The following is a 23,234-nucleotide window of genomic DNA, read 5'->3' as shown; positions in this document are numbered from 1 at the left end:
TTAGGGTATAAACTTACCATTACAATCATTTGGGGGCGAAATGAAAAAACTTTTTAATCAATATCGATCGAGTTTAAATTATAAAATCACTTTTAGTACCATCTTAATCGTGATAATTGGTATTGTTTCGATTATTTTATATACTCAGATTAGTGTTAAACGTCTATCAGATCAAACTTTAGATAAAATGAGTGTAGAGTTAGATGCTCTAATTGTCGATTTTTATAGTGAACATATAACTGAGGTTGCATCGAATCTTCAAGCAGAGTACGACAAATATTTTGACGAATTGAGCATCTTTGGACATATTGTTCAAAATTATTTCGATAATTATGAAGCTATGTCTCCAGGAATTGAGACACTACTTGAAGCGCCCATCTTTAGAGATCGACTGATTAACAATGGCAACTGGCTTCAGAATCAGGATGATGAGCAGACAACTGTATTTTTAGGCAGATATCTATTAGATGAAAATGGCAACATACCTCTTTCTGTGTCAGAGCTCATTAAAAAGACTTCATTTTTTGATTTATATATGCCTTCTTTTGCAAGCAACGGTGCTGAAAAATTACAGATTTACTTCACGGGTGGTGAGCAACTTGATTTTACTAGAATGGCACCGTGGATTAATATTGGTGAAGGCATTTATGATGTGTATCCTGAATTGTATGATTTGCCTATGTGGCAAACCTTTAACCCTGGTTTAATTGATGATTGGACAGATTTTAAAAACAGAGTTGGAATTGGTGATGAGAGATTAATCAGGACTGGAAAACCTGTTCAAGACGGTATTACAGGCGAAGTTAACATTGGCATGACATATCCTATTTTTTCTCCGGATGATGGTAAATTTCTAGGTGAGCTAGCTTATGACATACCGCTTTCTTATTTTATTGATTATACAGAGTCGCTTAGACTAGGTAAAAATGGTTTCGCAGTGTTAATGCAATCAAATGGGAATGTGTTTGCAATTAATAATTTAGGTAAACAGGTACTTGGTTTTGAAGAAAATGGCGATGGCTTAAAAATAAATGAAGAAGGCTTTAATACTTTAGAGAGAAATATCAATGACAGTATCTATGAAGATGTACGTCAAATTGATTTTGAATCCTTTAAAGAACTAAAAGAAGTTAGCATAAATGGTACTTCGTATTTTATTATTTCAACGCATACAAATGAATATACCACATGGCAGCCAAACGATGGATTTAGTGAAGATTACTGGACTATGGCATTGGTTTTGCCTAAAGATGAGGTTTATAGTTTATATTTAAATTTTGAGGATCAAGTTAACCAAATCTCTAATATTGCACTCAAAGATCAACTTTATATTGCGATTATTATCACTTTCTTCGTATTGGCATTTATCATGCTGTACAATTCTAAGCTGACGCGAAAGCTAAACCTGTTGACGCATTCGGTTAAGGAGCTGAGATACAATCAATTTTCTGAGCCCATGGAAATTGACTCAAATGATGAAATAGGTAAATTGTCAACTGCCTTTAATGAGATGCAAGCAGAAATTCATCAAACCATTGAAAAACTAAATGTTCAAAATGAACGATTAAAGGATGAAATTGCTGAAAGAATAAAAAAAGACCGTATGATTGATTATCTTGAGAATTTTGATGCACACACAGATTTGTTAAATAAAAAAGCATTATTTAACATTCTTAAGGAAATGAAAGACAGTCCTACACTTTCTTTGATAACTATTGGTATTGACGAACTTAGGAAAATCAACGATGCTTACACTTATAAGGTCGGTGATGATATTATTATCGAATCAGTTAGTCGCTTGGGTGAAATTGTTGAGGACAAGGATTTGTTGTTCAGAACCGGTGGTGATGAGTTTAGTATCATATTAAAAGATATAACTGGTGAGGCGCTGATTAGAAAATGTGATGAAATCATATTAGCTTTTAAGAAGCCTTATGTAACGGTTATGCATGAGATAAGTGTTAGCTGCTCTGTAGGCGTTAGTATTTATCCAAACGATACACAGGATCCTCTAGATTTATTCAAATTTTCAAATGTAGCACTTAACCATGCGAAAGAAGGCAACAGAGGTGGTTATTCATTTTATAGTAGCCAAATGAATGAAAAGGTTAGAAATCGTATGGAAACCATCAATGAGCTCAATCATGCAATCGAACGTAATGAGTTTTCCTTACATTATCAACCGATTATTGATTTGAAAACAGGTAAAGTAGTTGCTTTAGAAGCTTTAATACGCTGGCAATCTGAAAAACTGGGCAACATACCACCTACTATTTTCATCGCATTAGCTGAAGAAACGAAGCAGATTATAAAAATAGGCGATTGGGTACTTTCGAATGCCATGCAGCACCTTAAAATACTAGAAAGAGATGGACACGATAAACTCAATATGGCAATTAATATTTCGGTTGTCCAGTTTTATCAACCAGGATTTGTTGATAGAGTAAAACAATTGATCGAACAATATGATATTCACCCTAAATATTTGACCTTTGAAGTGACAGAGGGTGTTTTCTTAAATGATCTAAATAAAGCGCAGTTTGTCATTGAAGAACTCAAAAACTTAGGCATTCAGATAGCGGTTGATGATTTTGGAACAGGCTACTCATCACTGGCGTATTTAAGAAACCTTAAAGTGAACCATTTGAAAATCGATAGAACATTTATTGCTGAGTCTTTAGATCAAACCAGTCAAGAAATCATCAATGCAATTCTTGCCTTAGCAAGCAGCTTAAAGTTAACTGTTGTTGCTGAAGGGATTGAGACTTATGAACAGAAGGAATATTTGATTGAAAAGGGCTGTCAGTATGGCCAAGGTTATTTATTTTCAAAACCTCAACCCTTTGATCAGTTAATGGATTGGTTAGAAGATGAAAAATAAAATAAGACACTTACGATAAGATGAAAGAATCGTAAGTGTCTTTTTGATTTGTAATCCAACTATGCCTCATTTATAATAAGAAAGAATAAAGAGAAAAAAGGTGTACTTATGAAATATATCGTTCAAGCTTTAGAAGTCTTAATCATACTTATACTGGTATCCTTAAGTGTGGTTACTTTCAATAAAATTAATCAAGCGCGACTTGTACCTAAGGAGACATTTACTGAGGACAAATATCACTATGCTATTATTACTGATGATGTTGAATCTTATGCTTATGAAAGCTTTATATCTGGTGTAGATGAAGCAATGAAAGCCATTGATTCGGCTTACGAAATCTACGAGGTCGGCGAACAGACCTTAGAAGATGTGGTTGATATGGCGATTATTACAGATGTAGATGGTTTGATTTTTAGAATGGCTGACAATTCTAGAGCCAGTGACATGATTGTAAAATGTAAAGAAGAAGGCATAAAAGTCATAGTCGTTGGCAATGATGCACCCGATTCTCAAAGAGATGTCTATATCGGTACAAATAAATTTAATTTGGGACGCCATGCAGCGACGCTTGCGATTCAATCGCGTGAAGGTGCGGTTAATATTGGTGTAATCTTAGGCAGCGAATACATTAGCGAAGAGGCAATTGCCACCAATAACTTTATTAATGGGATTCAAGATGTGGTTACTCGAACCGATAATGCTTCTCTATCAGTTATTAAGTATACGAATGCCATTAGGGCTGAACTGCTAATGGACGAGATATTAAATGAGGAACTGCCTATTAATGTTCTTATTTGCACCGATCCTGTAGATGTGAATCGAATCATTCGCGTATTGGTTGATCGTAACAGAGTGGGTGATATTCGGATTATTGCTAGTGGCGAAACAGATGAGATAAAAGATGGGATTGAAAAGAGATCAATTACTGCAAGTATCGTTGAGGATTATTCTGAAATAGGTTCGCTATCGGTGTATTTTATGAATCGCATCATACACGGTGAAGGCGTTTCTAGCTATGTCAATGTACCATTTGAAACACTTGAAATGCGGAATCTAGGGGTGGAATAGCTATGAGAAGATTAAAAGACCTTTTGATGCATAATACACTAAAGAGAAAAGTGTTCTCGTTTATATTGGTAATCATGCTTTGTTTCTTGACGGGATTCCTATATACATTCTATGTGACCTATAAAGTCAACCAAGAGATCAATCAAATGTTTACAACAAGTATTTTATTAAACGAAATGAACACTGAAATGGATGCTTTTGAAACCAATTTGGAGTCGTATTTGGCTTCGAAAAACTCTGATAGTTTCGTTCAATATCTTGATCTTTATAATAAGTTAAATGATAAAGCAAAATTGATTGCTGAAGATGGAAGTGGCTACAGCACTAATTTACAGATGCAAAACATCGGCAAGCTCTTAACGGCATATTTGGATGTGTCAGAGGATGCAATTGAATACAAACGCGGTAGAAATACAGAAAGCTATCTTTCTACCTATAGTCAGCTACTTAAAATAAGCAGTTATATAGATTTGAAGGTTTCAATACTAGAACGCATGGACTTTAAAGTGAACCTTCAAAATTATATGCAGCTTTCAGAGCAATTTAAAGACATACAGATCAATTTAGTCGCTATCGTTATGCTCTTAATTATATTGAGTATTTTATTTGTTTTTACGTTTTCTACAAACGTAACTGGTCCAATTGAAGCGTTAAGCCGCCAAGCTGAAGACATAGCTAAGGGTAAGTACGATTTTGAACCAGAACAGGGCAATCATTTTAGAGAAGCTGAACTGCTACGAGATACCTTCTATGATATGGCTTCGCATATTCAAGAATACATCAATGAACTTCGTGATAAAGTTGAAACAGAAAATAAGCTGAGAGTATCAGAAACTGAAAAGCTTAAAATGCAAAACTCATTAAATCAAGCAGAGCTTATGGCGCTACAATCTCAGATTAATCCACACTTCTTATTCAACACTTTGAACGCAGGTGTACAGCTTGCGATTATTGAGGATGCAGAAAGAACCGGTAATTTTTTAGAGGTCTTAAGCACGCTTTTTCGTTATAACATTCAATCCTTACAGAACAAAGTAAGACTATGTGACGAGTTTGATAATGCAGAAAAGTATTATGAGCTTATGAAAGTTAGGTTTAAAGATCAGTTTACATTTAAATTTGAACTTGATCCAGAGGTCAAAGATATTGAGATGCCACCGCTTATTTTACAGCCTTTGCTTGAGAACGCTTTAATTCACGGGTTTAGAAATAAAACGGAAACCGGTAACATGATGATTTGCGCTTATCCTGAATCTGAGACAGTGATTATTGAAATCTGGGATGATGGCGAAGGAATTGAAGCAAGTGAACTTGAAAAATTAAATGCTGGAGATTTTAGAAAAGTATCAGAGAGACATGGGCACACAACAGGTCTTGGACTCGGAAATGTCTACGATCGATTGAAGCATTTTTTCAAAACTGAGCAGATTATGCAATTTGAGAGTGAAAAAGACAAATATACACGTGTAATTATTAGATTACCTAGGAAGGAAACAAGTGATGTTGAGAGTACTTATAGTGGATGATGAAGCCATTGTGTTGGAATCGGTTACACAAGTTTTAAGTCAACATTTTGATGATATACTCATTGAAACGGCTAGAAATTCAAGAGAGGGCCTCATCAAGGTTGAACACTTTCGTCCAACAGTAATTATGACGGATATTAAAATGCCTGGGATGAATGGTCTTGAATTCATTGAGAGGATCAGAAAAGTCAATCAGGTAGTTAAAATTATAATTGTATCTGCATACGATCACTTTGAGTATGCCAAAGATGCTGTCAAATATGGCGTTGAAGACTATATATTGAAACCACTTTCCAAGACGAAGCTGATAGATGTTATAGAAAATATTGCTCTAAAGGTTGAAATGGAAGAGGAGCTTCGAAACAAAGAACTGGATAATATAGAAAAATATTATCAGTCAATCCAACTGGTTGAAAGTAATTTCTTTAACTCAATATTACTCAACAGAAATATACTAAAATATAGAACCCAATATATAGAGTTGCTTGAAGTCCCATTTGAGCTTGGAACAGTAGTTACGATAGAGTTTGATAAGTTGCCTCAAGAAGCCGATCCAATGGCGCTCAATAGTTACAATCAGAAGCTATACGACTGTGCAGACTATTTGAAGACACATATAAAGTATCATAGAACGGCAATCGTCAGCAATCCATTTTTAAATCGTATATTTGCATATGTTGAGAACGAACAAGATCGGATTTTTTGGAACAATCTTTCTCAACAGATCATGGAGCGGTTTAAGCTTAGAGTTAGAATCGGGATTGGTACCAATAAGACTCTTGATAATCTACGCGAGTCTTATACCGAGTCTTTATTAGCCATGCGCGTATCAGATGATGCTGTTTGTGCAATGGAAGATATTAAAGACATCGAGTCAGATTATGATGCTTTTGACAGAGAAAAGAATAATTTGTTTAATGATTTTATCAATAGAAACAAACGCTTTAAAAGCACGGTGAAGCATTTTGAAGGTGAATATTTAAAATTGTTGAATCATAAAGAAAGTGCAGAGTATGCAGAAGCAATTTTAATAGAACTTCTCGTCCTTCTTTTTGATCGCTGTGGTAGCTTAATGGTAAAATCAACACCTGATGACAAGCATACTTATTATTTGACTGAGATGATCAATAGAAGCGCAATGTCAAAGCTTCATTATTTTGAAAAGGTGGTCAATGAGTGGTTTGCCGTATACGCTAAGATGCAAAGCGATACCTTTAATCCATTAACACTAAGCGTTATTGATACTTTAAATGCCCGATTTGAAAGTGAAATTACACTTGAAGAAGTGGCGTTGAATCTATCAGTAACCCCTCAGTATTTATCGAAGCTATTTAAAGATGATACAGGAATTACCTTTAAAGAATATTTAACTGAGCTTAGAATAGAAGAAAGCAAGAGCCTACTTAAATCTGGAGCGAGTATAAAAGATGTTTGCTTTAAAGTTGGTTATAATGATACCAGCTATTTTATTAGAGCGTTTAAAAAGTATGAGGGGCTAACACCAAAGGATTATCAAAAAATATACCGTTGATGGAGGACAGCATGACTGGAAAAAAACTGATGCGCTTAGGGATTTTAGTGTTCATCCTGCTAGGTGCTTTTACAGCTTGTTCCAAAGATAAACAGGTAGATTCAGACGATAAAATTCTCATAGGACTGTCCTTAGACAGTATTGTTGTTGAGCGTTGGCAAAGAGAGCTTGAAATTTTGGTGGCTACAGTAAACGAGCTAGGTGCTGAGATCGATGTTCAAATTGCGAATGAGAGTATTGATAAGCAAACGGAACAAATCAAGTATCTAATTAATCGACATGTTGATGTACTTATCGTGGTTCCCAATGATGCGAAGGCATTTTATGATGTCATGTCTGAAGCTGAAAGAAATGGTATAGATGTTATCGCCTATGATCGATTGATTATGCATCCTGACATTGATCTGTACATCTCGTTTGATAATGTTGCGATCGGGAAAGGGATTTCTCAACGGTTGATGGATCAGTTTAAAAGTGATGCAGCATCTGTGCCTGAAGAAGAATTTACACCCTATAGGTTATTAATCATCAACGGCGATCCTAAAGACAACAACTCAAAACTGTTAAACCAAGGTTTCTATGAAGCGATACAGCCATATATAGAGGATGGTTTAATCACTGTCGTAGATGAGACCTGGGCTAATGAATGGCGTGAACAGTACGCTAAGGATTTGGTGGAAGAATACCTATCAAAGGGAGAACGGATTGATGGAATTATAGCCGCCAACGATGTTCTCGCAACTGGCGCGATTGAGGTGCTTTCAAAGTGGCAAAAGGCGGGAAGCGTCTATGTGGTCAGTCAAGATGCAGAACTTTCTGCGTGTCAAAGAATCGTAGAGAATACACAACTGGCAACCGCATATAAACCCATTTATGACCTTGCAACGATTACGGCAAAAATTGCGATAAGTATGGCTAAGGGAGAAAAAGTTCTTGCAAACGATTCTATATACAATGAATATGTAACCGTACCTTTCTTAAAGTTAGATGCCTATGTTGTTGATATGGATAATATGGATTCTGTGATTATAAAAAGTGGTTTTCACAGAAAGGAAGATATTTATCGAAACATCGATACCAATGATGAAGAAGGTGACACAACTGGAACTGATGCCCCAGAAACGAGTAGCAATTAACGATACTATTTGGCTGCTGGTGTAGAAGTATGAACTTAGATCGGAATTTAGTAAACACGTAAAAATTTAACCTTAAATTTTTACGTGTTTTATTTTGTATACATCAAACTTAAAAAAATTGATGAAAACTATAAAAAAGTGATTAAATAAGTGAAGTGACACATTTGTAAAAAATGTGTAAAATTTTGATATCATTTGGTGTTTCTGAAATTTTTATTTTTTTCACAATTTCTGTGACTTTTACCTAGTAAAGCATTAAAATAGTAAGTGGTATTGATTAATTCTTTATACGAGAGTATGATAGAATCAGTAAAACTTTACTAAATATTAACCTGAATTAGGTTTAAGAATAGTGTGAAAGAGGTAAGTAGATGGCAACTATTAAAGACATAGCAAAAAAAGCTGGCGTATCATCAGCGACTGTATCCAGAGTGCTCAACTACGATGAATCGCTCTCTGTTTCTGATGAAAAACGAAAACTGATATTTGAGATTGCGGAGTCGTTGGAATACATGCCTCCCAGAAAACGCAATATCAGCAAGGCACCTAAGAAATTGAAAATTGGGCTGGTTCACTGGTATACCATGAGTCAGGAATTAGACGATCCTTATTATATGTCTATTCGCCTTGGCATTGAAAAAATGTGCTATGAAAATAATATTGAAATCGTTAAAATTTTTAGACCAGATGAATATGACTTTCAAAAGTTGGAATCTGTAGATGGGTTTATCGCCATTGGTAAGTTCACCGATGGGCAGATTGCAAAGATTTACGAACGGTCACCAAATATTGTCTTCGTTGATTCTTCACCACAAGAGACGCGTTTTGATAGCGTTGTTATCGATTTTGAAAAAGCGGTGACTGGAGCTTTGGATTACCTTTGGCAAATTGGCCATAGAAGTATTGGCTATATTGGCGGAAGGGAGTACATCGGTCCGGATCAAGTTGCGTTAGGTGAGCGCAGGGAGAGTGTATTCAGACAACATATGATTGATCTGGGTGCTTATGAAGAGAAAAATGTCTTTATAGGTGCCTTCTTGGCGGAATCAGGCTATCGCTTGATGAAGCAAGCCGTTCAGACTTTGGATGAATTGCCAAGTGCGTTTTTCGTAGCCAGCGATTCTATTGCAATTGGTGTTTTAAGAGCCATTCACGAATGTGGTCTTAAGGTGCCAAAGGATGTTAGCATTATCGGGTTTAACGATATTCCAACATCTAAGTATACTGTGCCACCGTTAACCTCGATTCGCGTACATAAGGAATTTATGGGAGAAACGGCTGTAGAATTGCTACTTGAAAGAATTATTAGAAAGCGAGAAATTGCTAAGAAGGTTGTTGTTCCTACAGAGCTACAACTGAGAGAGAGTATTTGTAAAGTTTAAGTAAAATTACCTTGACAGTTTCGTAAATATTTACTAAGATGAAAATGTAGTACACAATTTTTTACTTGGGGAGATGAATTTTATGAAAAAGTTTACTGCTATTCTATTGATGTTGGTAATGGTATTATCATTAGCAGCATGTTCTTCATCATCAAACACTGATACAACAACTGCAAAAGGCGACGAAAAGCCAATGATCGGTGTAACAATTTACAAATACGATGATAACTTTATGTCATTCGTAAGAAGAGCAATTGAAAACTTCGCAACAGACAAAGCATCACTTGAAATGAACGATTCTCAAAATTCACAAGCAACTCAAAACGATCAAGTTGACACTATGATTTCTAAAGGTGCTAAATCTTTAGCAATTAACTTAGTTGACCCACAAGCAGCTTCAACAATCGTTGAAAAAGCTAAAGCAGCTGATCTTCCAGTTGTATTCTTTAACAAAGAGCCAGATGCATCTGTACTTGCTAGCTACGATAAAGCTTGGTATGTTGGTACAACATCATCTGAATCTGGTATTATCCAAGGCGAAGTAATCATTAACGCATGGAACGCTCATCCAGAATGGGATAGAAATGGCGATGGCGTTATGTCATACGTACTTCTTAAAGGCGAACCAGGACATCCAGATGCTGAAGCAAGAACTAAATATGCTGTAGATACAGTAGTAGCTTCAGGAATTAAAGTTGAAGAACTTGAACTTCAAACTGGTATGTGGGACTCTGCAAAAGCGAAAGAATTAATGGACGCTTGGATTTCTAAACATGGCGATGCTATCGAAATGGTAATTGCTAACAACGACGGTATGGCACTTGGTGCTATCCAATCATTAAACGCTGCTGGATACTTTGAAGGCGACAAATTCATGCCTGTAGTTGGCGTAGATGCTATCCCAGATGCTCTTGAGCAAATCAAAGATGGTAAAATGGTTGGTACAGTATTAAACGATGCTAAAAACCAAGGTAAAGCAACTTTCGAATTAGCTTACAATGTAGCAATGGGTAAAGATCCTCTTGATGGAACTGAGTGGACTCTTGATGATTCTAAAGCTGTTCGTGTACCATATGTAGCTGTTACAATTGACAATATCGAGTTTGCTGAAGAAGCTTACAAATAGTCATTATAATAGAGACAATTCGAGATGCAGCATCTGCATCTCGAATTTTTTAACTCAACTTCCGAAATAGATAATAGGGAATCTACAGTAATCGACGAATTTATACCGAAAGTAAGCGTTGTATTCAATGTCGGGAGAAGTTAAACATTTTGATAGCGGCGTCCTTTGACATTGGACGATGATTGGATTAGAAAATCGAGGATACTATGTCCTAGATTTTTTCTTAAGTCACGATTTATACTTGGATTTGTCAGAGTGGGATGACGTATAGAGCGTGAAGTAAATTTTTTTTTAGTAAACAATTAAGTAAAGAAAAAATTACGCATTGATTAAATGGGTATTCAATATATAGTTTGAAAGGAGGCGTAATCCATGCAGGAAGAAGCAAACAATAAGTTTTTGCTAGAGATGAATGGTATCTCCAAAGAGTTTCCGGGGGTTAAAGCATTAGATGGCGTCACTTTAAAGGTAAGAAAAGGTAGTGTTCATGCTTTAATGGGTGAAAATGGTGCTGGTAAATCGACCTTGATGAAATGTCTTTTCGGTATTTACCATATGGATGAAGGTCATATTCGATTAGAAGAACATGACGTTAAGTTCACTTCATCTAAACATGCACTCGATAATGGCGTATCGATGGTTCACCAGGAGTTGAATCAAGTTAGAAGTACGCGAATTATGGATAATATCTGGTTAGGTCGTTTTCCGACCAAAGGTATTTTCGTAGATGAAGATAAGATGTATAAGGACACACTTGAAATCTTTAAAAGCTTGGACATTAACCTAGATCCTAGGAAAAAGGTAAGTGAGTTACAAGTTTCAGAGTGTCAAATGGTTGAAATTGCAAAAGCAGTTTCTTATAATTCAAAACTCATCGTAATGGATGAACCAACTTCTTCGTTAACTGAAAAAGAGGTTAGTCACTTATTTAAAATTATTAGAAATTTAAAGTCAAAAGATGTTTCTGTTATATATATTTCGCACAAAATGGATGAAATCGAACAAATCTGTGATGAAGTAACGGTCATGAGAGATGGACAGTGGATTGCAACTCGATTTATTAAAGATATTACGACTGATGAAATTATTAGCTTAATGGTAGGTCGGGATTTATCAAATCGTTTCCCACCTAAATCAAATCATCCAGGCGAAGTAATATTAAAGGTAGAAAACTTAACCGCTGTGTATCAGCCTTCGATTAAGGAGGTATCATTTGAACTTAGAGCTGGTGAAATCTTAGGGATTGCTGGTCTTGTTGGTGCAAAGCGTACTGATGTTATCGAATCTATATTCGCAGAGAGACAAGCGACCGGTTTAGTTCAGCTACATGGTAAAACGATGAAGTTTAAAACGCCAAAGGATGCCATTAAAAATGGTTTTGCATTGGTTACTGAAGAAAGACGTGCCACTGGGATTTTCCCAAATCAAGACATCTTCTTTAACTCTTCGATAGCAAACATTGATCGATATGTTAAATTTGCATCCGTTTTAGATCAAAGAAAAATTCTTAAGGATACCAATTGGGTAGTCGATAGTATGCGTGTTAAAACACCAAATAATAAGACGAGAATCGTCTCATTATCAGGTGGTAATCAACAAAAAGTTATTATTGGTAGATGGCTATTAACAGAACCTGAAGTCCTTCTTCTAGATGAACCGACCAGAGGGATTGACGTAGGTGCGAAATATGATATCTATCAACTGATGATTGATTTGGCTGCAAAAGGTAAGGGTGTGATCATGGTATCATCTGAAATGCCTGAGCTACTCGGTATTACAGATAGAATTATGGTTATGAGTAACGGTCGCTTAGCAGGAATCGTTAACACGAAGGAAACGACTCAAGAAGAAATCCTGAGATTGTCTTCTAAATATTTATAATGGGGAGATGGCTTATGTCAGTTAATACGATTAAGAAAAAGCTGAACAAACAAGATATTGGTCACTTTTTAATGAATAATGCAATTATTATAGTCTTATTTGTTTTGATGATGGTGATCATCGCACTTGAACCAAGCTTTGTTTCATTAAAGAACTTTACAAACATCTTGGCTCAGGCTTCAACTAGAACCATATTTGCACTTGGTGTTGGTACGATTATCGTCGCAAAAGGTACAGACCTTTCGCTAGGCCGTCAAGTTGGTCTTGCAGCGGTTATTTCAGCATCTTTACTACAAGCACCAAACTATGCTTATAAAATGTATCCAGATTTACCAATTCTACCTGTTATTGTTCCAATATTGGTAGTTATGTTAATCACTGCAGTATTTAGTGGTATCAACGGTTTTGTAGTTGCAAAATTTAAAGTTGATCCATTTATTGCAACTTTAGGTATGATGGTTATCGTATACGGTGTAACTTCTATTTACTACGATAGACCGCCTTATGGAGCACAACCGATCGGTGGTTTAGATCCAAGATTTGCTAATGTCGCTCAAGGCTCATTAAAATTTGGTGGCATCACAATCCCTTATTTGGTGATTTACGCCATAATCGCAGTCACAATCATGTGGTTCCTATGGAACAAGACTAGATTTGGTAAAAACCTATTTGCAGTTGGTGGTAATGCTGAAGCAGCTGCTGTATCAGGGGTTAATGTTGGCAGAATGTTAATCATGGTTTATATCCTTGCTGGTTTATTCTATGGACTTGGTGGTTCACTAGAAGCAGCACGTATCGGATCTGCAACGAATAATACAGGTAACGGCTATGAGCTCGATGCTATTGCAGCTTGTATCGTAGGTGGTTTATCCTTCTCAGGTGGTATCGGTAGTATTGCTGGTATCGTAACAGGGGTATTGATCTTCCAAGTTATCGCTTACGGACTTGCCTTTGTAGGGGTAAATGCCTATATTCAATATATTATTAAAGGTCTTATCATCATCATTGCAGTAGCAATTGATAATCGTAAATATATAAAGAGAAAGTAAAATCCTCCTCTTGTGGGTCATGCCTCACATGGAACAGCGCCCCTCTAGTTTGCCGTTCCATATAGGTTATGACCTTTATTTTTTTTAATTTTTTAAGCTTAAATAGACTTTAATTAATATCTAAACTGAACTTAATGTTAATTTATTCTGAGGTGCAATATGTATTTAGGTGTGGATTACTATCCAGAACATTGGCCAAACGAGCTAATGGAAGAAGACATGGAACGCATAAAAGCCATGGGTGCAAATACTGTAAGAATTGGTGAATTCGCATGGCATTTAATGGAACCAGATGAGGGTCATTACGATTTTTCGTATTTTGATCTTGTGATTGAAAAGCTCAAAGACAGGAATTTAAATATTATATTTGGAACGCCTACGGCAACTTTTCCAGCGTGGCTTTCAAAAAAATATCCTGAAGTACTTGCTAAAAATGTGGATGGCAAAGTCTATGCTTTTGGTGGTAGGCGGATTTACTGTTATAATTCAACCGTTTATAGAGACAAAGTAGAAGCGCTCGTAAAAGCTCTTGTAGATCATTACAAAGAGGAAGGGGCAATTGTTTCTTGGCAAATTGACAATGAGCTTGGGCATGAGGGCTCAGATCAGTGCTACTGTGAGACTTGTCACAAAGGATTTCAAAATTTTCTAGAAGAAAAATATGAGACCGTTGAGACGATGAATCGTACTTATGGTACTATTTTCTGGGGCCAATCGTATAATCGATTTGATGAAGTGCCGCTACCTACAGAAACCATTACGACGCATAATCCTTCACTTTTGGTGGATTGGGCTCATTTTAGATCGAAATCGATCAACGATTTTGCTAAATTACAAATTGACATTTTAAGAGGGACGATCAAGCCAGAACAAAAAATCATTCATAACCTATTTGGTGGATTCTTCAATCGTGCTTACGATCAAAATGTACTAGCAGAAAGACTGGATGTTGTTGCGTATGATAATTATCCGGTCTGGGGAGGGCTAGAAAAACCACTAGCACCTGAACATATTGCTATGACACTTGATTATATTAGAGGATTAAAAAATAAGAACTTTTGGGTTGTAGAAGAATTAATGGGTGCTCAAGGACATACTGTAATAGGTTACTTGCCAAGACCGGGACAGGCATCTCTATGGGCCCATCAAGCTATGGCAAGAGGGTGTGAAAGCTTACTTTTCTTTAGATATAGAGGGATGACACATGGTGCTGAGCAGTTTTGCCAAGGTATTTTAGACTCGGATAACCTAGACAATGAAAAGCTAGATGAAGTTAAAAACTTTTTCTCACAGATTAAATCGAATGAATCAATTTATGAGAGTGAGATTAAAAGTGATATCGCTGTTCTTTATGATTATACCAACCGTTGGGCTTGGGCAGCACAGCCGCAAAGTGAAGCCTTTGACATTGAAAAAGAGATTCTTAGATTTTACCGTCCATTTTATACCTATCAACAATTGGTTGATGTCAGGAAACTAGAGTGTGACCTGGAGAATTACAAGGTTGTATGTTTGCCCGCCATGATGGTGCTATCAGACGAAATGGTCAACAGACTTGAAAACTATGTTAAAAAGGGTGGTATTGTCATCTTTGGTTACAGAAGTGGTCTTAAGGATATAACAAACAACATCAGATTTGGCTGTAATCCTGTTCAAAAGCTGAGCGGTATTAAAGTTAAAAACTATGAGTCTTTGGGTCATGATGTGGTGGTTGAGGTTGTAACACGAGAAGGCGAAGCACACACCTTTAATGTGTGGCGTGAGATGATCGAACCTGTAGAAGCAGAAAGTTTATGTCAATATACAGATGCTTTCTATAAACAATACAGTGGCGCAACGCGAAGAAATATCGGAAACGGTTCTGTCTATTATATCGGTGGTGGTGCGGATGATGCGTTAATGAAAAAAATTGTTTCTGATGTACTTACCGAATGCGGACTACAACAAAATGTATTACCAGATGGTGTTGAATGCGTCACTAGAGAAGGTGTAAAAATTCTTTTAAATCACAATTCTTTTGAAGTGACCTTTGAAGACGTTGAGTTGAAGCCGTTTGATGTGAGATGGTTATAAAAATTTCAAGGCATATAGGCTTATGATATTTAGATCAAATTCATAGTAAGTAAATTTATTGCAAGTAAATTCATAGCTATCAAATTCATTACTATTAAATTCATTACTATTAAATAATAAGGCCCCTCAAATCAAAATTGAGGGGCTTTGTTTTAGTCATTATTTGCGATCGATTCAAGTGCAAGGTAAGATTCAGCCTCTGCAACCAGTTCGTTCATAACTGCTTCTACAGATTGAATTTCTTTAACTTTATAAACATTTTCTCCAGCGAAGATAAGACCGTGATCGACATCGCCCTCAACAGATGATACCAATGCTTGAGAAATGCAGTATGGTGTTGTACTTGGGTTACACGTTTGCAAACAGTTAACGCATCTTTCAATTTTAGGTCGTCTACCAGCGGCAATCTCTTGGATAAATGGATTGTTGATTGCCCGACCAGGCATACCTACTGGACTGATTATGATTTGTGCTTGCTCCTCGGTTGCATTTACATAGGCTTGTTTAAAGTTTTCGTGTGCGTCACATTCAGTTGTTGCAACGAATCGTGTTGCCATTTGAACACCATCGGCACCATATGAAAGCATTTTTGCGATATCCTCACCATCGAACACACCACCTGCGAAAATTACTGGAATATGCTTCTTATATTTCTCTTCAAAAGGTTTTAAAGCGAGCTTAACGGCTTTAATTGTTTCTTTAGGATCAAAGTTCTTTGCCATCAGTTCTTCTTTAGAGAAGCCCAAATGACCACCTGCTTTAATACCCTCTATAACAATGGCGTCAGGCACTGTTTCATGATTGCGATCCCATAACTTAGAGATCAACAAAGCGGCTTTTGCTGAAGATACAATTGGGACAAGCTTAGTACGTGAGCCTTTTACGAATGCAGGTAAATCAGTTGGAAGACCTGCCCCAGAAATGATAAAATCAATGCCTTCTTTAACGGCCTCAGTTACATGTTCTTTATAGTTGTTCATGGCCACCATAAAGTTAACACCAACGAGACCGTTTTTAGTATTTTCTTTTACAGTACGAATTTCGTTGCGAAGTGCTCTGAGATTTGCTTCAAGGCGGTTGGTATAAAAATCGGACTCTTTAAAACCGAGATTAACACCTGAAATAACGCCAAGTCCACCTGCGCTAGTAATCGCTGTTGCGAGGCCAGAGCGCGTTACGCCTACGCCCATTGCACCTAAAAATATGGGAATCTTAATAGATAATTGTCCTACTTTTAGCTCGGGAAGCTTCATAAACTCCTCCTATAATATTTAATCGAATTTATTTTACATCATCAAACGTAGTGTCACAATGTAGTTACACAAAATGCTATAAATCGTTAATAAACTGTTATTCAGTTGTTAGATTTTATGTCAATCAATGTTCTTAAAAAAATGCATTATTTTAAACTGTGGGATAGCATTTTTGAAATGACCATTATATAATGAAGTTGGGTAACTTTTTCCAAGAACGTTATTTATGAAAGGGGCTTGGAAGATGAGTAAAAATGTATCAATTGATTGGTCAAGTTTAAGCTTCAGTTACACAAAGACGGATTTACGTTATGTGTCAATGTGGAAAGATGGTAGCTGGGATGATGGGAAACTAGTTGAAGACAATATGATTACAATTAGTGAAGCGTCTACAGCAATCCATTATGGACAACAATGCTTCGAAGGTTTAAAAGCGTATAGAACACCCAATGGTGACGTGCAGTTGTTTAGACCTGATGAAAACGCATTGCGTATGATCAGAAGCTGTCGTCGTGTGATGATGCCTGAAGTACCAGTTGAGAAATTTATCGATGCTTGTATGCAAGTTGTAAAAGCGAACATGGACTTTGTACCGCCATATGGTACTGGTGCAACCTTATACTTAAGACCTTACGTGATCGGTGTCGGTCACAACTTAGGCGTTAAGTCAGCTCCAGAATTCATGTTTGGTGTGTTTGCAGTACCTGTAGGTCCATACTTTAAAGGTGGTATGGCACCAGTTAACTTTACTATTGCAGATATGGACAGAGCAGCACCTTTTGGTACTGGCGCAGCTAAAGTAGGGGGTAACTACGCAGGTAGTATGTTACCAAACTATGAAGCTAAAAAGAGAGGCTTTGCAGATTGTATTTATCTCGATCCTAAAACGCATAGTAAGATCGAGGAAGTTGGTGCAGCGAATTTCTTTGGAATCACAAAAGATGGAAAATTCATTACACCAGATTCGCCTTCAATCTTACCAAGTATCACCAAATACTCTTTGATGTATTTGGCTGAAAATTATCTTAAGATGCCAGTTGAAGAAAGAGATTGCTATATCGATCAAATCGATGAGTTTGTTGAAGCGGGTGCTTGTGGTACTGCAGCTGTAATTACACCAATTGGTGGTATTGATTACAAAGGAAAACTTCATGTATTCCATAGCGAAACTGAGGTTGGTCCAATCACTAAAAAACTCTATGATACGCTTGTAGGTATTCAATTTGGGGAAATTGAAGCACCTGAAGGTTGGATCTATAAAGTAGAGTAATCGTATAGTAATGTAATTAAAAAATCTAGCAATCAATTTGATTGCTAGATTTTTTTCAGTAACAGGATTGTTGTCTCATAAGTTTTTTGACACAATATGCTAAATCAAATGAGAAATGAACTTTATTTAATTTTCCAGATGCCTAAGAAAGGTGGTTGAGAGGTGAAGTGGTAGTTGATGCCGAAAGCAGAGAAAATTAACTCACTTGACCAAAGTGCGATTGAAAGGCCATATGCCTTTGATTGCTTTGCACCATACTTTTCATCTCCTAGTATTGGGTGCCCAACATGTGCAAGCTGTGCTCTAATTTGATGCTTTCTACCGGTATGAAGTGTAACACACAAATCACACAAAGATCCCTCAGCAAGTTTATAATGACTCTTTACCTCGTAATCTAAGATAGCAGTTTTAGTGCCAATTGCCGACTCATCTACAATTTTAGATACATTTACAGAACTGTCGTATAATATTTGATGTGTTAAGCCTTTGATGTCTTCTGTAACGTGTCCTTCAACCCTTGCAGTATAACGCTTAATCACACATCTCGATGCAAATAGATCATTTAATGTTCGCGTGGCGTTAGGGGTTTTGGCAAATACCACAAGACCTCCCGTATGGCGATCCAATCTATGCACCAAACCAAGATAAGGATCTTCGATACCACATCCGAATTCTAAGTAATCTTTTACTTGATCGTATAGATTGAGTCCACCCTTTTTGTCACGCTGTGTAGGTAGATTTTGTGGCTTTTCGACGACGATAATGTGTTTATCTTCAAAAAGTGGTTTCATAAACGCTCCTTTTGTGGTTAACATAATGATAAAAATAATCTGAATTGGGTATATATTAATATTGATGATACCACGTTTTGATAGGTTAAAACAAGGCTTTAAGTAAAGGGGCTGATTTTGTGTCGATAAATCCTGTGGGTTCTTCTAATGGGGTTCTGATAAATGGGAATAAACAGATTAAAAAAGCACCCTCTAGCGAAGTGCCTAATATAAGCGGGTCGCAAGCTAGTAATAACTTTAGTGGTAAGGTTGTGAAGTATGTATCACCTGAAAATAGAATGGATCGTCTAATAGAAATCTATGGTGAAAAAGCATTAAAGCAAATGGGTGTTATTGAATGTAGTACTTGTAGCTCAAGAACCTATGTGGATGGTTCTGACGATGCGGGCGTTTCCTTTAAATCGCCAACGCATGTTTCGCCCGAAGCTTCTTTCCAAGCGGTTGCATCACATGAACAAGAGCATGTCACAAGAGAAAGAGCGAATGCAGATGCTAATGATGCAACGGTTGTCAGACAAAGTGTTCAGATTTTTACAAGTGTTTGCCCAGAGTGTGGAAGAAGATATGCGTCTGGTGGGGTAACAAAAACCACCACAATGAGTGATGGTCAGGAAAACAAATATAATAATGATCAAAATAAGTCTGGAAAAACGACTAGTGGTAATTTACTAGAAGCTTTGATTTAGTTTGCTAGTTATTATTTCTAAGCTCGATCATGACATCGGGCATATCGGTGATAATACCTTCTATACCGTATTGGATTAAACCCTTTGCAACAGTAGGGTCATTAATCGTATACGCATTAAGAAGAAGTGTATGCTGCTTGATTTCACCTAACATTCTATTGGTTAAAGACTGATAAGCTGGGTGATAATAATCGGCATTTAATCTTTTAGTATACTCCCACGGTGCAACCATTGCGCTTGCAGTTAAGATACCCGTTTGTGCTTCAGGATCTAGCGCTTTGATTTTGAGTAACGCATAATGATCAAATGAAGAGTAGATCAATTGTGATTTTGGCAAATAACGATTGCAGAGTGATAGGGTTTGTGTCTCAATATTAGGATAAAAATCACTGCCTGCTTTAAATTCAACATTTAGAATGGTAGCTTTCCCAGTTTCTTGATCAAATGTTTTTATAAGCTCAAGCACTTCTTGTAGCGTAGGTATTTGATCGTATTGATTTTTAAATTGGACTTTCAGTTGCTTTAATTCTGCAAGTGTGAAATCAAAGATATTGCCATTTACACCACACATTCTATCAAGTGTAAAATCATGAAAAACGATGATTTCACCATCCTTTGAATAATGAATGTCAAGCTCCAGACCGTCTGCTCCCATTTCAAGCGCTTTTCGAAATGAAGTTAACGTATTTTCAGCATAATAGGCTTTTGCACCTCTGTGTCCAAATATCTTAGTCATATGATCCCTCCAAATTAGTCATCTTTTTTTTATTATAATATGAATTGATCAAAATGACCATTTAGATTATACAACTGCAATTCCAGCTTCCTCAAAAGTTATCATATCATTATTCATCGCACATGCTGACTCAATTAGACCAAACGCTAGAACTGCACCACTGCCTTCACCTAAACGCATGTTCATGTGAAGATAGGGCTTAAGACCGAGTAACTCAGTAGCCAAACTTGCACTTTTTTCTTCAGAAGCATGTGAGGCAAAAAGGAAAGCGACTACATCTGGGTTTATTTTTTTTGCGATTAAGGCCGAAACGGTTGATATATAGCCATCTACAACTACTGGTACACGATAGATAGCGCCTCCGAGCATGATTCCGGTCATACCGGCAATATCATATCCACCAAGTGCAGCCAATAACTCTATTGGGTTTTCCAGTTGTGACTTTGATTTTGATTCGATGGCACGTCTAATGACAGATGCCTTATGTGATAGCTTTTCAATTGGAAAGTTCGCACCAACGCCTGTGATTTCTTCAGGTGATTTACCACTTAAGACAGAGAGAAGAGCAGTGGAAGGCGTTGTATTCCCAATTCCCATTTCGCCTGTTGCAATAAGATTATGACCCTCTTCTTTTGCAATCCGTACCATTTCAATACCAATTTGGATTGCCTCTAGAGCTTGCTCCGTAGTCATAGCATCTGATTTAGCGATATTGTTAGTTCCGTTAGCTATTCTTCTATCAATGAGAGAGGGATGTTTTTCTTGAAAATTAATCCCGATATCTACAGCATATACAGTTGTACTGGTATGCTTCGCCAATGCACCTACACCTGTTACCCCTTTAGCAATGTTAAGGGATTGAACCCATGTGACAATTGGAGGTGCTGATGCTATATCTTCTTCACAGACACCATGATCGGCACACATGACGATGACTGCTTTCTTTTCAATTGTAGGTCTTTCGGTTTTATAGATCCCAGACAATTGAACTGCGATTTCTTCAAGAGCACCTAGTGAGCCTTGTGGTTTGACCAGTTGATCGACACGTTGACGTGTAGCGGTCATCTTTTCCATACAGAGTGGTTGGATTTTTTGTTTTAATTCGTTTGTAAAAGCTTTCATAAATGGCCTCCAAAAATAATTTTTTAGGGGCAATAAAGTGAGTCTGAACTGAATTCAACAGAAAAAAAAGCCCATTACCTCAATGTAAGTTTATCATTTAGAATAAACTTATCCCTTGGGTAATGAACTTTACCGTCGTCCATTGATTCAACTACAGGCAGGTCTCCTGGCTCAACATCAATGCGTATCGCGCCTTCCCAGTTTCCCAGTGGCATATGCGATCGCTCCGTCTTACAGTGATGGGTTCGCTTAGGACTTTCACCTAATTCCCTATTCTCCAATTTATTGGCACCTATAACATTTACATTCTAGCGTAGAATGAGAGACAAGTCAATTTATAAAATTATTTTAATCCTTATTAAAAAATTGCATAAGCACAATTTCATGTTATAATAGTATAGGAAAATAGATAAGGAGGCGTTAATCATGATTTCAAAAGAGGTACGCGAGAATTTACAGAATGCGTCTTGGATCAGAAGAATGTTTGTTGAGGGGAGCAAGCTCAAGGCGCAATTTGGCGAAGACAACGTTTATGACTATAGCTTAGGAAATCCCTATTTTGAACCCCCTAAATCAGTTACTGATAAGTTGAAAAGTGTTGTAAACGCTGACACACCAGGTGCACATAGATATATGGATAATGCAGGCTTTCCTGAAGTTAGACAAAAGGTAGCGGATGCAATCAATAGAGATATCGATCAGCCAATTGCAAAGGAGCATGTCCTTATGACTGTTGGCGCAGCAGGTGGAATCAACGTACTTCTGCGAACGGTTATGGATGCTGGAGATGAAGTGATTATATTTGCGCCTTATTTTGCTGAGTACATTTTTTATATTAATAATCACAATGGTGTTCCAGTCATCTTAAAAACGGATGAAAAGACATTTGAACCAGATTTAGAGGCATTCAAGTCTGTCATCACGGAAAAAACACGTGCGGTAATTATTAATTCACCGAATAACCCTACTGGTGTCATCTATTCAGAAGAGACCCTTAAAGGGATTGGACGCGTATTAACTGAGGCTGAAGAAAAATTTGGTAGAGAAATATACTTGATTTCTGATGAACCATACAAAGCGCTTGTATATGATGGTGTTGTTGTTCCAAACATTCACAACTACTTCAGACACTCTGTAATGGTAAATTCTTATTCTAAATCACTTGGACTTGCTGGCGAGAGAATTGGTTATATTGCAATTAATAGCCAGTTTGAAGATGTTGAGCTTTTTATGGGTGGTTTGGCCTTTTGCAATAGAACACTCGGTTTTGTTAATGCACCTGCACTTTGGCAGAAAGTTATCTCTGATTCATTAGAAGAAACCGTTGATATTTCACAATATCAAATGAGAAGAGACCTTCTACTAGATAAGCTTAGATCACTTGGTTTTGAAATGGTTGAACCAAAAGGGGCCTTCTATCTTTTCCCTAAGGCACTTGAAGAAGATGATGTGGCATTTGTTATGGAAGCGAAGAAGTTCAACTTACTTTTGGTACCTGGAAGTGGTTTTGGCTATCCAGGCTATTTTAGAATTTCATATTGCGTCGATTTGGCTATGATTGAAAGATCATTACCTGCATTTGAAAAACTAGTTGAGCATTATAAAAACATGAAGAAATAGTTCACTAATGATCGCATCATTAACGCTATTTAAGTTATAACGTATAAAAAATTATATAAAATTAGACCTGTAATCATCTTGCTAACGAAATGATATACAGGTC

The 23,234-nt window shown here is 36.8% G+C and carries 17 protein-coding genes and 1 riboswitch; of the genes, 13 read left to right on the top strand and 4 right to left on the bottom strand.

Going from position 1 to position 23,234, the window contains the following annotated elements; translation table 11 throughout:
* Positions 1 to 40 precede the first annotated feature (40 nt).
* From AC4PID_RS04015 to AC4PID_RS03970, 10 genes are all read left to right on the top strand, one after another.
* Positions 41 to 2,881 (top strand): bifunctional diguanylate cyclase/phosphodiesterase, encoded by a 2,841-nt coding sequence (locus AC4PID_RS04015; protein WP_492134279.1) that lies wholly within the window; start codon positions 41 to 43, stop codon positions 2,879 to 2,881.
* A gap of 108 nt (positions 2,882 to 2,989) precedes the next feature.
* Entirely contained in the window at positions 2,990 to 3,949 is a 960-nt protein-coding gene (locus tag AC4PID_RS04010; RefSeq protein ID WP_492134278.1) for a substrate-binding domain-containing protein, read from the top strand.
* Positions 3,950 to 3,951: 2 nt separating this feature from the next.
* Positions 3,952 to 5,475 (top strand): sensor histidine kinase, encoded by a 1,524-nt coding sequence (locus tag AC4PID_RS04005; protein ID WP_492134277.1) that lies wholly within the window; start codon positions 3,952 to 3,954, stop codon positions 5,473 to 5,475.
* On the top strand, positions 5,450 to 7,006 hold the full coding sequence (locus AC4PID_RS04000; protein WP_492134276.1) for a response regulator transcription factor: 1,557 nt from the start codon (positions 5,450 to 5,452) through the stop codon (positions 7,004 to 7,006). The genes AC4PID_RS04005 and AC4PID_RS04000 overlap by 26 nt, the downstream gene beginning before the upstream one ends.
* 11 nt (positions 7,007 to 7,017) lie before the next feature.
* Positions 7,018 to 8,142 carry a sugar ABC transporter substrate-binding protein gene (locus AC4PID_RS03995; protein ID WP_492134275.1) on the top strand — a complete coding sequence of 375 codons (1,125 nt, stop codon included), beginning with the start codon at positions 7,018 to 7,020 and terminating at the stop codon, positions 8,140 to 8,142.
* Positions 8,143 to 8,513: 371 nt separating this feature from the next.
* Positions 8,514 to 9,524, top strand: a complete 1,011-nt coding sequence (locus AC4PID_RS03990; RefSeq protein ID WP_492134274.1) for a LacI family DNA-binding transcriptional regulator — start codon at positions 8,514 to 8,516, stop codon at positions 9,522 to 9,524.
* A gap of 82 nt (positions 9,525 to 9,606) precedes the next feature.
* Positions 9,607 to 10,650 carry a galactose/glucose ABC transporter substrate-binding protein MglB gene (gene mglB / locus AC4PID_RS03985; RefSeq protein ID WP_492134273.1) on the top strand — a complete coding sequence of 348 codons (1,044 nt, stop codon included), beginning with the start codon at positions 9,607 to 9,609 and terminating at the stop codon, positions 10,648 to 10,650.
* A 372-nt stretch (positions 10,651 to 11,022) separates the two neighbouring features.
* The gene (gene mglA, locus AC4PID_RS03980; protein WP_492134272.1) at positions 11,023 to 12,531 is read left to right on the top strand and encodes a galactose/methyl galactoside ABC transporter ATP-binding protein MglA; all 1,509 of its coding nucleotides are present in this window, start codon (positions 11,023 to 11,025) and stop codon (positions 12,529 to 12,531) included.
* A 14-nt stretch (positions 12,532 to 12,545) separates the two neighbouring features.
* On the top strand, positions 12,546 to 13,580 hold the full coding sequence (mglC, locus tag AC4PID_RS03975; protein WP_492134271.1) for a galactose/methyl galactoside ABC transporter permease MglC: 1,035 nt from the start codon (positions 12,546 to 12,548) through the stop codon (positions 13,578 to 13,580).
* Positions 13,581 to 13,739: 159 nt separating this feature from the next.
* Positions 13,740 to 15,653, top strand: coding sequence for a beta-galactosidase (locus tag AC4PID_RS03970; RefSeq protein ID WP_492134270.1), 1,914 nt, complete (start codon positions 13,740 to 13,742; stop codon positions 15,651 to 15,653).
* Between the two features lie 152 nt (positions 15,654 to 15,805).
* Here AC4PID_RS03970 and AC4PID_RS03965 read toward each other — a convergent pair whose 3' ends face one another.
* Complete coding sequence (locus AC4PID_RS03965) at positions 15,806 to 16,906, bottom strand: NAD(P)H-dependent flavin oxidoreductase (protein WP_492134269.1); 1,101 nt, start codon at positions 16,904 to 16,906, stop codon at positions 15,806 to 15,808.
* Between the two features lie 244 nt (positions 16,907 to 17,150).
* Here AC4PID_RS03965 and AC4PID_RS03960 point away from each other — a divergent pair, with 244 nt between their 5' ends.
* Positions 17,151 to 18,176, top strand: coding sequence for a branched-chain amino acid aminotransferase (locus tag AC4PID_RS03960; protein ID WP_492134268.1), 1,026 nt, complete (start codon positions 17,151 to 17,153; stop codon positions 18,174 to 18,176).
* Positions 18,177 to 18,298: 122 nt separating this feature from the next.
* On the opposite strand, the gene AC4PID_RS03955 is transcribed toward AC4PID_RS03960, so the two are convergent.
* Positions 18,299 to 18,967 (bottom strand): RluA family pseudouridine synthase, encoded by a 669-nt coding sequence (locus tag AC4PID_RS03955; RefSeq protein WP_492134267.1) that lies wholly within the window; start codon positions 18,965 to 18,967, stop codon positions 18,299 to 18,301.
* Between the two features lie 278 nt (positions 18,968 to 19,245).
* Here AC4PID_RS03955 and AC4PID_RS03950 point away from each other — a divergent pair, with 278 nt between their 5' ends.
* Positions 19,246 to 19,653: a hypothetical protein gene (locus tag AC4PID_RS03950; RefSeq protein ID WP_492134266.1), complete on the top strand. Its 408-nt coding sequence runs from the start codon at positions 19,246 to 19,248 to the stop codon at positions 19,651 to 19,653.
* A gap of 4 nt (positions 19,654 to 19,657) precedes the next feature.
* Here AC4PID_RS03950 and AC4PID_RS03945 read toward each other — a convergent pair whose 3' ends face one another.
* Positions 19,658 to 20,389, bottom strand: coding sequence for a glycerophosphodiester phosphodiesterase (locus tag AC4PID_RS03945; protein WP_492134265.1), 732 nt, complete (start codon positions 20,387 to 20,389; stop codon positions 19,658 to 19,660).
* A gap of 66 nt (positions 20,390 to 20,455) precedes the next feature.
* Positions 20,456 to 21,511 carry a nicotinate-nucleotide--dimethylbenzimidazole phosphoribosyltransferase gene (gene cobT, locus AC4PID_RS03940; protein ID WP_492134264.1) on the bottom strand — a complete coding sequence of 352 codons (1,056 nt, stop codon included), beginning with the start codon at positions 21,509 to 21,511 and terminating at the stop codon, positions 20,456 to 20,458.
* A gap of 139 nt (positions 21,512 to 21,650) precedes the next feature.
* A riboswitch (cobalamin riboswitch) is annotated at positions 21,651 to 21,822 on the bottom strand.
* Between the two features lie 115 nt (positions 21,823 to 21,937).
* Here cobT and AC4PID_RS03935 point away from each other — a divergent pair.
* A complete protein-coding gene (locus AC4PID_RS03935; RefSeq protein ID WP_492134263.1) occupies positions 21,938 to 23,131 on the top strand; it encodes a pyridoxal phosphate-dependent aminotransferase in 1,194 nt (397 codons plus the stop codon).
* Positions 23,132 to 23,234: the final 103 nt, after the last annotated feature.

This window comes from Fusibacter sp. QWL-12, from assembly GCF_058683495.1.
This window is presented reverse-complemented; position numbering and strand designations above follow the sequence as displayed.